This window comes from Arsenicicoccus cauae (assembly GCF_043162025.1).
GTDB lineage: Bacteria > Actinomycetota > Actinomycetes > Actinomycetales > Dermatophilaceae > Arsenicicoccus > Arsenicicoccus cauae.
Genome location: NZ_CP171001.1, coordinates 2,884,541 through 2,898,149, shown reverse-complemented (window position 1 = coordinate 2,898,149; position 13,609 = coordinate 2,884,541). Strand labels below are relative to the sequence as shown.

The window sequence follows — 13,609 nt, the reverse complement described above, 5'->3', positions numbered from 1 at the left end:
ACCCGATCCGAGTGAGAGCGATGTCAGGACCCAACACGCAGTACGACCCGGTGGAGGTCAGCGCCCTCGACCCCGCCGCCGTCGACGCCAACGTCGCCGACGCACTGGCCGCCATCGAGGCCGCGACGGACCTCGATGCGCTCAAGGCCGTGCGGCTCGCGCACGCGGGGGACCGGTCGCCGCTGGCCCTCGCCAACCGCGAGATCGGGGCGCTGCCGCCGTCGGCCAAGGCCGAGGCGGGCAGGCGGGTCGGTGAGGCCCGCGGCCGGGTAGGGGCGGCCCTGCGGGCGCGCCAGGAGGCGCTGGAGGCCGAGCGGGACGAGCGCATGCTCGTGGACGAGCGCCTCGACATGACCGTCGTGGCACCCCGTCGCCCGCTCGGTGCCCGCCACCCGATCTCGACCACCATCGAGCGGGTCGAGGACATCTTCACCGGGCTCGGTTGGGAGGTCGCCGAGGGCCCCGAGGTCGAGGCCGAGTGGTTCAACTTCGACGCCCTCAACTTCGGCCCCGACCACCCGGCCCGGGCCATGCAGGACACCTTCTTCGTCGAGCCCGGCGACGCCGGCCTGGTGCTGCGGACCCACACCTCGCCCGTCCAGATGCGAGCGATGCTGACCCGCGACCTGCCGTTGTTCATCGTGTGCCCCGGCAAGGTCTTTCGCACCGACGACCTCGACGCCACCCACACCCCCGTCTTCCACCAGGTCGAGGGGCTCGCGGTCGCGGAGGGTCTGACCATGGCGCACCTCAAGGGCACGCTCGACCGGTTCGCCGCCGAGCTCTTCGGCCCGCACGTGACCACGCGGCTGCGGCCCGCCTTCTTCCCGTTCACCGAGCCGAGCGCCGAGATGGACTTCCAGTGCCCCATCTGCCTCGGCAAGGACCCGGCCTGCCGGGTGTGCGGCGGGACCGGCTGGATCGAGTGGGGTGGCTGCGGCATGGTCAACCGCAACGTCCTGTCGGCGGCGGGCGTCGACCCCGAGCGCTTCACCGGGTTCGCCTTCGGCATGGGCATCGAGCGCGCCATCATGCTGCGCCACGGGGTGCCCGACATGTTCGACATCGTCGAGGGCGACGTCCGTTTCAGCACGCAGTTCGGGATGGAGATCTGATGCGCGCACCCGTGTCCTGGTTGCGAGAGCTGGTCGGGGAGGATGTCCTGCCCGTCACGGCGACGGGCGTGGAGGTGGCCGCCGCCCTGGTCAAGGTCGGCCTCGAGGAGGAGGGCCTGCACGGCGGCGACGTCACCGGACCGCTCGTCGTCGGGCGCGTCCTGGACTTCACCGACGAGCCGCAGCGCAACGGCAAGGTCATCCGCTGGTGCACGGTCGACGTGGGCCGGCACGGCCAGATGGTCACCGAGGGCAAGCACCAGGAGATCATCTGCGGCGCACACAACTTCGCCGTCGGCGACCTGGTCGTCGTGGCGCTTCCCGGCGCCACCCTGCCCGGCGGCTTCCGGATCAGCGCCCGCAAGACCTACGGCCACGTCTCCAACGGCATGATGTGTGCCGTCGACGAGCTCGGGCTCGGCGAGGACCACAGCGGCGTCATCGTGCTGGGCGACTACCTGGCCGACGACCCTGAGCGCCTGGCGCGGGCCGTCCCCGGCGCCGACGCCGTCGAGCTGCTCGGCCTGGGCGACGAGGTCGTGGAGGTCAACATCACCCCGGACCGCGGCTACGCCTTCAGCATGCGGGGGATCGCCCGCGACCTCGCCCTGTCCCTCGGCGCCCCCTTCACGGACCCCGCTGCCGAGCCGGCCCGTACCGCGCCGGCCGGCGACGGCTCGGGCTACCCGGTGCGCCTCGCGGACGACGCGCCCCTCGACGGGCGCCCCGGCTGCGACCGGTATGTCGCCCGCGTGGTCCGGGGCGTCGACGTCCAGGCCACGACGCCGCCGTGGATGGCGACCCGCCTCACCCAGCTCGGGATGCGCCCGATCTCGCTCACGGTCGACGTGACCAACTACGTCATGCTGCTGCTCGGCCAGCCGCTGCACGCCTTCGACCTCGACCGCCTCTCCGGCTCCATCGAGGTCCGGCGGGCGCGGCCGGGGGAGCGGCTCACCACGCTCGACGGGGTCGAGCGCGCGCTCGACCCGCAGGACCTGCTCATCACCGACGGCGGCGAGACCCCGCTCGTCATCGCCGGCGTCATGGGCGGCGAGGACTGCGAGGTCACCGGCACCACGACCGACGTCCTGGTCGAGGCCGCCCACTTCGACCCGGTGAGCGTCGCCCGGTCGGCGCGCCGCCACAAGCTGCCGAGCGAGGCGGCCAAGCGCTTCGAGCGGGGCGTGGACCCCGAGCTCACCGCCGCTGCGGCCGAGCTCGTCGTCCAGCTGCTCGAGGAGCTCGGCGGCGGCACCCCTGATCCCGGCGTCACCGACGTGGGCTCGGTGGCCCTGCCTGAGCCCTTCAGCTTCGACGTGACCCTGCCCACCCGACTCGTGGGGCTCACCTTCGAGCGCCCGGAGGTCCTGGAGGTGCTGCGCGAGATCGGCTGCACCATCGAGGATCTCGACGGTGACCAGGTGCAGGTGACCCCGCCGAGCTGGCGTCCCGACCTGCGCAACGGGCCCGACCTCGTGGAGGAGGTCGCCCGGGTGCGGGGCTACGCCCAGATCCCCTCCGAGCTGCCCCAGGCACCCGGGGGCCGTGGCCTGACGCCGGCGCAGCGGTCTCGACGACTCCTCACGGCCACCCTGGCTCAGCAGGGTCTCGTCGAGGTGCTGAGCAGCCCCTTCGTGGCCGCGGACCGGTTCGATGCCTTCGGCTACGGCCCCGACGACGAGCGGCGCCGCACGGTGCGGCTCGCCAACCCCATCAACGACGAGCAGCCGCTGCTGCGCACGACCCTGCTCGACACCCTGCTGGACGTGCTGCGGCGCAACGTGTCGCGCGGCTCCAAGGACCTCGCGATCTACGAGCTGGGTCTGGTGACCCGCACCGACGGCCGCGACCGCAAGGCGCCCATCCCGCCGCTCGGGCGGCGGCCCGACGACGAGACGCTGCGGCGCATCGACGAGGCGGTGCCCGCCCAGCCGTGGCACGCCGCGCTGGTCCTCACCGGCGACAGCGCCCCGGCCGGTCCCTGGGGCCCGGCCCGACCCGTGACGGCGACCGACGCGGTCGCGGTGGTCGTCGAGGCGGCCCGGGCTCTCGGCGTGAGCCTCGAGGTCGTCCAGGACGAGCAGGCTCCCTGGCACCCGGGCCGGTGCGCCCGGCTCGTCCTGCCCGACGGCCCGACCCTCGGGCACGCCGGCGAGCTGCACCCCCGGGTCCTCGCGGCGCTCGAGCTGCCGGCCCGCACCTGCGCTGCGGAGATCGACGTGGACCTGCTCGCCACGGCCGCCGGCGAGGCCGTGGCAGAGGCGCGCAAGCTGTCCACCTACCCGGTTGCGCACAGCGACGTCGCCCTCGTCGTCGACGAGCAGGTGCCCGCCGCGGTGCTCGAGCGGGCGCTGCGCGACGGCGCCGGTGCGGAGCTGGAGCACCTCGCGCTCTTCGACGTCTTCCGCAGCGACCAGCTCGGGCCCGGCAAGAAGTCGCTGGCCTACCGCCTCACGGTCCGGGCCGCCGACCGCACCCTCACCACCGAGGAGGTCAGCGCCGTGCGCGACCGCGCGATCTCGGCGGCGGCGCAGGCCACCGGCGCGACCCAGCGGGGTGCCTGAGGTGCGACCGGTCGTCGTCGTCACCGGCGGGTCGCGCGGCATCGGGGCCCACCTCGCCCGCGGCTTCGCCGAGGCCGGGTATGCCGTGGAGCTCACCTCCCGCGACGGCGAGGGCGCGCGTCGGGTGGCCGACGAGCTGTCGCGCGAGGGTCTGGACGCCCTGGGCAGCGCGCTCGACGTGACCGAGCCCGACCTCGTGCAGGTCTTCGCCGACCAGGTGCTGCAGCGCCATGCCCAGGTCGACGTGCTGGTCAACAACGCCGGGGTGATCGAGCCTCCCGCTCCGCTGTGGGAGGCCGACGTCGACGCCTGGTGGGGCGTGCAGCGCGCCAACGTCCTCGGGCCCTTCCTGCTGTGCCGCGCGCTGGTGCCGCGGATGGTCGCCGCGGGCGGTGGGCGGGTCATCAACCTCAACAGCGGGTCGGGCACCCGCGCCGACGCGGAGCAGAGCGCCTACCACGCCTCCAAGTCGGCCCTCGCCCGCATCACCGGTGGGCTGCATCTCGCCGGCGTCGAGCACGGGGTGCGCGCCTTCGACCTCGCCCCCGGGGTGGTCCGCACCGACATGACCGCGGCCATGCCGCAGCACGTCGGGCGCACCGAGTGGACCGAGCCGGGCGAGGTGGTGGCCCTCGCCCTCGCCCTGGCGTCCGGTGAGCTCGACGCCTGGTCCGGTCGGATGGTCCGCGCCGGCGTCGACACCGCCGGGTCCCTGCGTGCGGCGGCCGACGCCGGGCTGCCGGACGAGGCACGCACGATCGGGCTGCTGCCCTACGGCGACGACGACCCGGTCGCCTGACCTCGGCCGGCTCCTCTCGGCGCCTGGACCCACATGCATGAACACCCAGTTTGTCGTATGCTCATGCAATGAAGTCCGTCGCCGTCGCTGGGGCCAGCGGGTATGCCGGAGGTGAGCTGCTCCGGCTGCTCCTCGGCCACCCCGAGCTCGAGGTCGGGGCCGTGTGCGCCGCGTCGCAGGCCGGCGCCCTGCTCGGCACCGTCCACCCGCACCTCGTCCCCCTCGCCGACCGTCGGCTCGAGCCGACCGACCCCGCGGTGCTCGCCCGCCACGACGTCGTGGTGCTCGCCCTGCCCCACGGTGCATCGGCCGAGGTGGCCGCCCACCTGCCGGACGACGTCGTCGTCGTGGACTGCGGGGCGGACTTCCGCCTCGAGGACCCGACCGCCTGGGAGGCCTTCTACGACACCCCGCACGCCGGCACCTGGGCCTACGGCCTGCCCGAGCTGCCGCTCGAGGCGGGGTCGGCGCGGGGTCGCGACGGCCTCGTGGGGGCCAGGCGCATCGCCGTCCCCGGCTGCTACCCGACGGCGACGACCCTCGCCCTCGCTCCCGGCCACGCGGCCGGGCTGCTGGAGCCCGAGGACGTCGTGATCGTCGCGGCGAGCGGCACCAGCGGAGCCGGCAAGGGGCTGAAGCCCCATCTGCTGGGGGCCGAGGTCATGGGGGCGATGTCCCCCTACGGCGTGGGCGGCGTCCATCGTCATACGCCCGAGATCGAGCAGAACCTCTCCCGCGTCGCCGGCGCCGCGGTCACCGTCTCCTTCACCCCCACGCTCGCCCCCATGTCTCGCGGCATCCTCGCCACGTGCACCGCCCGTGCCGTGGCCTCGGCGACCGCGGAGGAGGTGCGGGATGCCTGGGAGTCCTGCTACGCCGGCGAGGACTTCGTGCACCTGCTGCCGCCGGGGCAGTGGCCCCGCACCAGTGACGTCGTCGGCTCCAACCAGGTGCACGTGCAGGTGGCCCTGGACGAGCGGACCCGCCGGGTCGTCGCCGTCGCCGCGATCGACAACCTCACCAAGGGCACGGCCGGCGCCGCGGTGCAGTCGATCAACCTCGCGCTCGGCCTGCCCGAGTCGACGGGCCTGCCGACGGTGGGGGTGGCCCCGTGAGCGTCACCGCCGCCCGGGGCTTCCGGGCCGCCGGCGTCACCGCTGGTCTCAAGGCCAGCGGCCGACCGGACGTGGCGCTGGTCGTCAACGACGGTCCCGAGCACGCTGCGGCCGCCGTCTTCACCAGCAACCGCGTCGAGGCCGCCCCCGTCACCTGGAGCCGGCAGGTGCTGGCCGACGGCCGGGTCGATGCCGTGGTGCTCAACTCCGGCGGCGCCAACGCGTGCACCGGCCCCGAGGGCTTCCTCGACACGCACCGCACGGCCGAGCAGGTCGCGGACCGGCTCGACGTCAGCGCCGGCGACGTGGTCGTCTGCTCGACCGGGCTCATCGGCGAGCGCCTGCCCATGGACCGGCTGGGCGCCGGGATCGACGACGCCGCCGGGCGGCTCTCGGCCGACGGGGGAGCCCTCGCGGCCGAGGCGATCATGACCACGGACACCCGCAGCAAGCAGGCGGCGGTCACGCGCGACGGCTGGACGGTCGGCGGCATGGCCAAGGGCGCCGGCATGCTGGCGCCGGCCCTCGCCACGATGCTCGTCGTCCTCACCACCGACGCAAGGGTCGAGGCCGACGTCCTGGACCGGGCCCTGCGCGCGGCGACGGCGCAGTCCTTCGACCGGATCGACTCCGACGGCTGCCAGTCCACCAACGACACCGTCGTGCTCCTGGCCAACGGGGCGAGCGAGGTCGCTCCCGGCGAGGACGAGCTCGCCGCCGCCCTCACGCAGGTCTGCCAGGACCTCGCCCGCCAGCTGATCGGCGACGCGGAGGGCGCCCACCACGACATCCGGATCGAGGTCGTGGGCGCCGCCGACGAGGACGACGCCCTCGAGGTCGGCCGGTCCGTCGCCCGCAACAACCTGTTCAAGTGCGCGGTCTTCGGCAACGACCCCAACTGGGGTCGCGTCCTGGCCGCCGTCGGCACCACCGCGGCGACCTTCGACCCCTATCGGCTCGACGTCGCGATCAACGGCGTCCAGGTCTGCCGCGCCATGGGGGTGGGGGAGCCCCGCGAGCTCGTCGACCTCACCCCGCGCGAGGTGCACGTCCTGGTCGACCTGCACGCCGGGGACGCCGCGGCCACGATCTGGACCAACGACCTCACCCACGACTACGTCCACGAGAACTCGGCCTACAGCACATGACGACCCGACCCGCCGCCCGCACCCCGCGCCTGCACGAGTCCCACCCGCGGACCCTGGCCAAGGCGTCCGTCCTCGTCGAGGCGCTGCCCTGGATGGAGCGCTTCCGGGGAGCCCTCGTCGTCGTCAAGTACGGCGGCAACGCCATGATCGACGACGAGCTCAAGGCCGCCTTCGCGCAGGACGTCGCGTTCCTGCGCTACGCGGGCCTGCGTCCCGTGGTCGTCCACGGCGGGGGCCCCCAGATCGCGGCCATGCTCGACCGGCTGGGCCTCGCCAGCGAGTTCCGCGGCGGCCTGCGGGTCACGACCCCCGAGGTCATGGACGTCGTGCGGATGGTGCTGACCGGCCAGGTCGGGCGCGAGCTCGTCGGCCTGCTCAACCAGCACGGCCCCCTGGCCGTCGGACTGTCCGGCGAGGACGCCCACCTGTTCGGAGCCCGTCGCCGGGGCACCGTCGTCGATGGCGAGGACGTCGACCTCGGCCTCGTCGGCGACGTCGAGGTGGTCAATCCCGCCGCGGTGCAGGACATCCTGGACGCCGGGCGTATCCCGGTCGTATCCACCGTCGCGCCCGACCTGGACGTCGACGGGCAGGTCCTCAACGTCAACGCCGACACGGCCGCGGGCGCCCTGGCGGCTGCCCTGGGCGCCACCAAGCTCGTCGTCCTGACCGACGTCGAGGGCGTCTACCTCGACTACCCGGACCCCGCCTCGATCGTGTCGCGGATGGGGGTGGACGAGGCCGCGGAGCTGGCCACCCGGGTCGACGCCGGCATGATCCCCAAGCTCGAGGCCTGCGTCGCCGCCGTCCGCGGTGGCGTGCCCCAGGCCCACATGATCGACGGCCGCGTGGCCCACTCCCTGCTGCTGGAGGTCTTCACCAGCGAGGGGGTCGGCACGATGATCACGGCGCCTTCCGACGATGCCCCTGCTGATCCAGCTGACCCTGCCGAGGAGGCCGTATGACGACCGGCGCCACCACGCTCGACCGCTCCCAGGAGGTCCTGCTCGGGGTCTTCGGGCGACCACGGCTCACCCTGGTCCGGGGGGAGGGCTGCTACGTGTACGACGCCGACGGGGGTCGTCACCTGGACCTGCTCGGGGGCATCGCCGTCAGCAGCCTCGGGCACGGCCACCCGGCCCTGGTCGAGGCCGTCAGCCGGGCAGCCCGCGAGCTCGTCCACGTCTCCAACTTCTTCGTGACCCCCGACCAGGTGCGCCTGGGGGAGCGCCTGCTGCAGCTGTCCGACGCCCCGTCCGGGTCGCGAGTCTTCCTGTGCAACAGCGGGACCGAGGCGATCGAGGCGGTCGTCAAGCTGTCCCGTCGGACGGGGCGCACCCGCATCGTGGCCGCCGAGGGCGCCTTCCACGGGCGCACCACCGGTGCCCTGGCCCTCACTCACAAGGAGGCCTACCGCGCGCCGTTCGAGCCGCTGATCGGGGACGTCACGTTCGTGCCCTACGACGACGTCGACGCCCTGCGTGCGGCGGTCGACGACACGGTCGCCGCGGTGGTGCTCGAGCCCATCCAGGGGGAGGCGGGCGTCATACCGGCGTCGACCGACTATCTGCGGGCCGCCCGCGAGGCGACGACCGCCGCCGGGGCGCTGCTCGTCCTCGACGAGATCCAGACCGGGGTGGGGCGCACGGGGACGTGGTTCGCCCACCAGGCCCACGGCGTCAGGCCCGATGTCATGACCCTGGCCAAGGGGCTCGCCGGGGGAGTGCCGATCGGGGCCGTCGTGACCTTCGGCGAGCGGGTGAGCGGCCTGCTGGGGCCGGGGCAGCACGGCACGACCTTCGGCGGCAACCCGCTCGCGTGCGCGGCGGCGCTCGCGGTCCTCGGCACCATCGAGGAGGACGACCTGCTCGAGCAGGTCAAGACCACCGGTGAGCACCTCGTCGCGGCCGTGGAGGGCCTGCGGCACCCGCTGGTCCGCGACGTGCGTGGCGCCGGGCTGCTGCGGGCGATCGCCCTCACCCGGGACGTGTCCGCCCAGGTCACCGCAGCCCTCGAGGCCCGAGGGCCTATCGTCAACCCGGTACGCCCGGATGCCGTCCGGCTCGCGCCGCCGCTCGTGCTCACCACGGACGAGGTCGACGAGTTCGTGACGGACCTGTCCGTCGTCCTCGACGGGATCGTCGCCTCCGAGGGAGGAAACCCATGATCGCCCAGACCCGCGGGGCCCGGCACCAGCTGATCGCCGACATCCTCGCCCGGACGACGGTGCGTTCGCAGAACGAGCTGCTCGAGCTCCTGGCGGCCGAGGGCGTGGAGATCACGCAGGCGACGCTCTCGCGCGACCTCGTGGACCTCGGGGCCGTCAAGGTGCGCCAGGGGCGCACGCTCGTCTACGCACTTCCCGGCCTCGGCGGGGACCAGACGCCCCGCATCGCTCCCGACATGGCCGAGGTGTCGGGCCGGCTGCGCAAGGTGTGCGAGGAGCTGCTCGTCTCCGCGCGCGCGTCGGCCAACCTCGTGATCGTGCGCACGCCCCCGGGGGCGGCGAGCTTCCTGGCGTCGGCGATCGACATGGCCCGCGAGGGCGACATCGTCGGTACCATCGCCGGCGACGACACGATCCTGGTGATCACGGCCGCCCCCGACGGCGGCGAGGCCGTCGCCGCCAAGCTCCTCGGGCTCGCCGGCGTCAACGACGACTGACCCCACCCCTCCGCAGCCGCCGGGCCCGCCGGCCGCACCGTCCCCCTCCTCCCCTCCGAAAGGACCCGCATGACCTCCGAGCGCACCAGCCTGTGGGGCGGTCGCTTCGCCGGTGGACCGGCCGACGCCCTCGCAGCACTGTCGAAGTCGACCCACTTCGACTGGCGGCTCGCCCCCTACGACCTGGCCGGCTCGCGGGCCCACGCCCGCGTCCTGCACCGCGCCGGGCTGCTGGACGACGCCACGCTCGACGCGATGCTCGAGGCCCTGGGGCGGTTGCGCGAGGACGTGGAGTCCGGGGCGTTCGCGCCCGCCGAGGACGACGAGGACGTCCACACCGCCCTCGAGCGGGGGCTCATCGAGCGCGCCGGCGCCGACGTCGGGGGACGCCTGCGGGCCGGCCGCTCGCGCAACGACCAGGTCGCGACCCTCTTCCGGATGTACCTGCGCGACCACGCGCGCTCGGTGGCCGGCCTCGTCCTCGACGTGGTCGACGCGCTGGTCGCCCAGGCCGAGGGGCACGCCACCACCGCCATGCCCGGGCGCACGCACCTGCAGCACGCGCAGCCCGTCCTGCTGGCCCACCACCTGCTCGCCCACGCCTGGGCCCTGCTGCGCGACGTCGAGCGGTTCGTCGACTGGGACGTCCGGGCCGCGGTCTCGCCCTACGGCGCCGGCGCCCTGGCCGGCTCGTCCCTCGGCCTGGACCCGGAGGCGGTCGCGGCCGACCTGGGCTTCGCGACGAGCGTGGAGAACTCCATCGACGGCACGGCCTCGCGAGACGTCGTGGCCGAGTTCGCCTTCGTGTGCGCGATGACGGCGGTCGACGTGTCCCGGCTGGCCGAAGAGGTCGTCCTGTGGGCCACCAAGGAGTTCAGCTTCGTCACGCTCGACGACGCCTACTCGACGGGGTCGAGCATCATGCCGCAGAAGAAGAACCCCGACGTCGCCGAGCTCGCACGTGGCAAGGCCGGCCGACTGGTCGGTGACCTCGCGGGCCTGCTCACCACGCTCAAGAGCCTGCCGCTCGCCTACAACCGCGACCTGCAGGAGGACAAGGAGCCGGTGTTCGACGCCGTCGACACCCTCGAGGTGCTGCTCCCCGCCTTCAGCGGCATGGTCGCGACCCTGACCTTCCACGACGACCGGCTGGAGTCCCTGGCGCCGCAGGGCTTCTCCCTCGCCACCGACGTCGCCGAGTGGCTCGTGCGCGAGGGCGTGCCCTTCCGCGTCGCCCACCAGGTCGCCGGCGCCTGCGTTCGCGTGTGCGAGGAGCGCGGGATGGAGCTGTGGGACCTCGACGACGACGACCTGCGGCGCGTCTCGGAGCACCTCACGCCCGACGTCCGGTCGGTCCTGTCGGTCGAGGGATCCCTGGCGTCCCGGTCGGCCAAGGGCGGCACCGCCCCGGAGCGTGTGACCGAGCAGCGCGCCCGCGTCGCCGAGCGGGCCGATCGCCTCCGGGAGTTCGCCGGCTCCGCCCTGGACGTGCGCGCCTGATGCTCACGCGCGAGTTCTTCGCGCGCCCGGTGCTCGAGGTCGCCCCCGACCTGCTCGGGTGCGTCCTGTGGCACGGCCCGGTCGGTCTACGGCTCACCGAGGTCGAGGCGTATGCCGGTCAGCGGGACCCCGGCTCGCACGCCTTCCGTGGCCCCACACCGCGCACCGAGGTCATGTTCGGCGAGGCGGGGCACCTCTACGTCTACCTGTCCTACGGAATGCACCACGCCGTCAACGTCGTGTGCGGCCCCATCGGCGAGGCCTCGGCGGTGCTGCTGCGCGCCGGCGAGGTGGTCGCCGGCCACGACCAGGTCGCGGAGCGACGCTCCGGCATACGGCCCCGCGACCTGGCCCGGGGCCCGGGGCGACTGACCAAGGCCCTCGGCCTGGACCTCGGGCACCACGGGCTGGACCTGCTGGACCCCGCCGCCGCGGTGCGCCTCGTGCCGGGCACACTGGATCCCGAGGCGGGTATGATCCGCACCGGCCCCCGGGTCGGTGTGTCGGGCCCCGGTGGAGACGGCGACAGGTTCCCCTGGCGCTACTGGCTGGCGAACGAGCCCACCGTCTCGGCGTATCGTCCAGCCGTGGTGCGGCGACGGCCGCCGCGCCTCTGATCGGCAAAGCGGGGCTCGCCCCGGGCAGGAGCACGACACCGTGAGCAGGGACCACCGGGGGAGCAGGCAGGTCAGCGCGTCCGTGCGCACCGAGCGGCTGGCGCTGCGCCCCTTCGGCGAGGACGACTTCAAGGCCGTGCGCAGCTACCTCAGCGACCCGCAGGTGATGCGCTACGTCGACGATCCCTACTCCGACAAGCAGGTCAGGCGCTTCCTGTCCCGCTGGGTGGGGGACGACCCGCCGGTGCTGGCGCTGGTCAGGCGGGGCAAGGACAAGGTCGTGGGGCACGTCGTCTTCCACCGGTACGAGCACCCCGACGTCTACGAGATCTCCTGGGTGCTGCACCCCAAGTACCACCGTCGTGGCTATGCCACCGAGGTGGGGCGGGCGCTGCTGGACCACGCCTTCCGTGACCTGGGCGCCCACCGGGTGTTCGCGACCACGGTCGAGGGCAACGACGCGGCGTGCCGGCTCATGGCCACGCTCGGCATGACGCGCGAGGCCGTCCTGCGCAAGTCGACGCGGCACGAGGACCGCTGGCTCGACGAGTACTACTACTCGGTGCTCGACACGGACTACGCCGACCGCCGGGGATAGGGCAGGCTGGTCCCGGCTCGCCCGTCCGGCGGCGGGCACCCGACGCAAGGAGTGATCCACCGTGACCGACATCCTCGACGAGCTGCAGTGGCGCGGCCTGGTGGCGCAGACCACCGACGAGGCCGAGCTGCGCCAGGCCCTCGAGGACGGACCCATCACCGTGTATTGCGGCTTCGACCCGACCGCGCCGTCCCTGCACTTCGGCAACCTCGTGCAGCTGATCGCCCTACGGCACCTGCAGCGCGCCGGTCATCGGGTCATCGGCCTGGTGGGTGGGTCGACCGGGCTGGTGGGCGACCCGCGCCCGTGGAGCGAGCGCGTCCTCAAGAGCAAGGAGCAGACCGCCGCCGATGTCGAGCGGATCGCCGTGCAGGTGCGGGCGATCCTGTCGGACGACTCCGGCAACCCGCCGATCTTCGTCAACAACCTCGACTGGACGGCCCCGATCTCGGCCCTGGACTTCCTGCGCGACTACGGCAAGCACTTCCGGGTCAACCAGATGATCAAGAAGGACGCGGTCGCCGCGCGCCTGAACTCCGACCAGGGCATCTCCTACACGGAGTTCAGCTACCAGATCCTGCAGGCGTTGGACTACCTCGAGCTCTACCGGCAGTACGGCTGCACCCTGCAGACCGGTGGCCAAGACCAGTGGGGCAACCTCACGGCCGGCGTGGACCTCATCGGTCGCGTCGAGGGCGCGTCCGTGCACGTGCTCACCACCCCCCTGCTGACCGACTCCTCCGGGGAGAAGTTCGGCAAGTCCGCGGGCAACGCCGTGTGGCTGGACCCCAGCATGACCTCGCCCTACGCCTTCTACCAGTACTGGATCAACGTCGAGGACGCCTCGGTGGTCAAGCTGCTCAAGGTCTTCACCGACCGCACGCGCGACGAGATCGTCGGGCTGGAGCGTCAGGTCGCCGAGGAGCCCTTCCGGCGCACGGCTCAAAGGACGTTGGCGGCCGACGTGACCACGCTCGTGCACGGACCCGAGGCGACCGCGGCCGTGCAGGCCGCGTCCGAGGCGCTCTTCGGCAAGGGGGACATCGCGGCCCTGGACCGGCAGACCCTGCTGGACGCGACGGCGGAGCTGCCCGGGGGAGAGCTGTCCCCCGGGGACACCGTGGTCGACGCGCTGGTGTCGGTGGGTCTGGTGGCGTCCCGCAACGAGGCTCGGCGCGCGCTGAAGGAAGGCGGCGCCTCGGTCAACAACGCCAAGGTGTCCGACCCCGAGGCCGTGCTGGGGGAGCAGGACTTCCTCCACGGCCGGGTGGTCCTGCTCAAGCGGGGCCGCAAGTCCATGGCTGCTGGTCGTATGCCGGAGGCCTGACCCGCGAGCGTGCCGGCCCGATGGCCCCGGCCAGTCACATCCCCGAGGGTGGCTGGCCGGGGCCATCGGCGTGCTGACCAGCGGATTTGTCTCCCCGGACACCTTCACGTAATGTTCTCGATGTCGCCCGGACAGGGAGGAACGGACACCACTGCTAGC

The 13,609-nt window shown here is 73.4% G+C and carries 12 protein-coding genes; all 12 read left to right on the top strand.

The genetic code is table 11. The features are described 5' to 3' along the window. The first annotated feature begins 20 nt into the window (after nt 1-20). The 12 genes from pheS to tyrS all read left to right on the top strand — a co-directional run bounded on the left by pheS (nt 21) and on the right by tyrS (nt 13,450). On the top strand, nt 21-1,115 hold the full coding sequence (gene pheS / locus ACF3NS_RS13560; protein ID WP_154593059.1) for a phenylalanine--tRNA ligase subunit alpha: 1,095 nt from the start codon (nt 21-23) through the stop codon (nt 1,113-1,115). Then, on the top strand, nt 1,115-3,682 hold the full coding sequence (gene pheT / locus ACF3NS_RS13555; RefSeq protein ID WP_154593060.1) for a phenylalanine--tRNA ligase subunit beta: 2,568 nt from the start codon (nt 1,115-1,117) through the stop codon (nt 3,680-3,682). The genes pheS and pheT overlap by 1 nt, the downstream gene beginning before the upstream one ends. A gap of 1 nt (nt 3,683) precedes the next feature. Further along, complete coding sequence (locus tag ACF3NS_RS13550; protein ID WP_288797700.1) at nt 3,684-4,481, top strand: SDR family NAD(P)-dependent oxidoreductase; 798 nt, start codon at nt 3,684-3,686, stop codon at nt 4,479-4,481. A 68-nt stretch (nt 4,482-4,549) separates the two neighbouring features. Continuing rightward, nucleotides 4,550-5,596, top strand: a complete 1,047-nt coding sequence (gene argC, locus ACF3NS_RS13545; RefSeq protein ID WP_154593061.1) for an N-acetyl-gamma-glutamyl-phosphate reductase — start codon at nt 4,550-4,552, stop codon at nt 5,594-5,596. Then, nucleotides 5,593-6,744 (top strand): bifunctional glutamate N-acetyltransferase/amino-acid acetyltransferase ArgJ, encoded by a 1,152-nt coding sequence (gene argJ / locus ACF3NS_RS13540; RefSeq protein ID WP_392466639.1) that lies wholly within the window; start codon nt 5,593-5,595, stop codon nt 6,742-6,744. The genes argC and argJ overlap by 4 nt, the downstream gene beginning before the upstream one ends. Continuing rightward, nucleotides 6,741-7,709 (top strand): acetylglutamate kinase, encoded by a 969-nt coding sequence (gene argB, locus ACF3NS_RS13535; protein WP_154593062.1) that lies wholly within the window; start codon nt 6,741-6,743, stop codon nt 7,707-7,709. The genes argJ and argB overlap by 4 nt, the downstream gene beginning before the upstream one ends. Continuing rightward, the gene (locus ACF3NS_RS13530) at nt 7,706-8,911 is read left to right on the top strand and encodes an acetylornithine transaminase (protein WP_392466636.1); all 1,206 of its coding nucleotides are present in this window, start codon (nt 7,706-7,708) and stop codon (nt 8,909-8,911) included. The genes argB and ACF3NS_RS13530 overlap by 4 nt, the downstream gene beginning before the upstream one ends. Next, complete coding sequence (gene argR, locus ACF3NS_RS13525; protein ID WP_154593064.1) at nt 8,908-9,408, top strand: arginine repressor; 501 nt, start codon at nt 8,908-8,910, stop codon at nt 9,406-9,408. Before ACF3NS_RS13530 ends, argR begins: the two co-directional genes overlap by 4 nt. A 69-nt stretch (nt 9,409-9,477) precedes the next feature. Further along, nucleotides 9,478-10,908 (top strand): argininosuccinate lyase, encoded by a 1,431-nt coding sequence (argH, locus tag ACF3NS_RS13520; protein WP_392466634.1) that lies wholly within the window; start codon nt 9,478-9,480, stop codon nt 10,906-10,908. Then, the gene (locus ACF3NS_RS13515) at nt 10,908-11,525 is read left to right on the top strand and encodes a DNA-3-methyladenine glycosylase (protein ID WP_392466631.1); all 618 of its coding nucleotides are present in this window, start codon (nt 10,908-10,910) and stop codon (nt 11,523-11,525) included. Before argH ends, ACF3NS_RS13515 begins: the two co-directional genes overlap by 1 nt. 40 nt (nt 11,526-11,565) lie before the next feature. After that, nucleotides 11,566-12,123 carry a GNAT family N-acetyltransferase gene (locus ACF3NS_RS13510; RefSeq protein WP_154593067.1) on the top strand — a complete coding sequence of 186 codons (558 nt, stop codon included), beginning with the start codon at nt 11,566-11,568 and terminating at the stop codon, nt 12,121-12,123. A gap of 61 nt (nt 12,124-12,184) precedes the next feature. Then, a complete protein-coding gene (gene tyrS, locus ACF3NS_RS13505) occupies nt 12,185-13,450 on the top strand; it encodes a tyrosine--tRNA ligase (RefSeq protein WP_392466629.1) in 1,266 nt (421 codons plus the stop codon). The last annotated feature ends 159 nt before the right edge of the window (nt 13,451-13,609 follow it).

Coding starts and splice junctions, on each gene's coding strand:
- argR (WP_154593064.1), top strand. CDS start 8,908: ATGATCGCCCAGACCCGCGGGGCCCGGCACCAGCTGATCGCCGACATC.
- pheS (WP_154593059.1), top strand. CDS start 21: ATGTCAGGACCCAACACGCAGTACGACCCGGTGGAGGTCAGCGCCCTC.
- pheT (WP_154593060.1), top strand. CDS start 1,115: ATGCGCGCACCCGTGTCCTGGTTGCGAGAGCTGGTCGGGGAGGATGTC.
- ACF3NS_RS13530 (WP_392466636.1), top strand. CDS start 7,706: ATGACGACCGGCGCCACCACGCTCGACCGCTCCCAGGAGGTCCTGCTC.
- argH (WP_392466634.1), top strand. CDS start 9,478: ATGACCTCCGAGCGCACCAGCCTGTGGGGCGGTCGCTTCGCCGGTGGA.
- ACF3NS_RS13515 (WP_392466631.1), top strand. CDS start 10,908: ATGCTCACGCGCGAGTTCTTCGCGCGCCCGGTGCTCGAGGTCGCCCCC.
- argB (WP_154593062.1), top strand. CDS start 6,741: ATGACGACCCGACCCGCCGCCCGCACCCCGCGCCTGCACGAGTCCCAC.
- argC (WP_154593061.1), top strand. CDS start 4,550: ATGAAGTCCGTCGCCGTCGCTGGGGCCAGCGGGTATGCCGGAGGTGAG.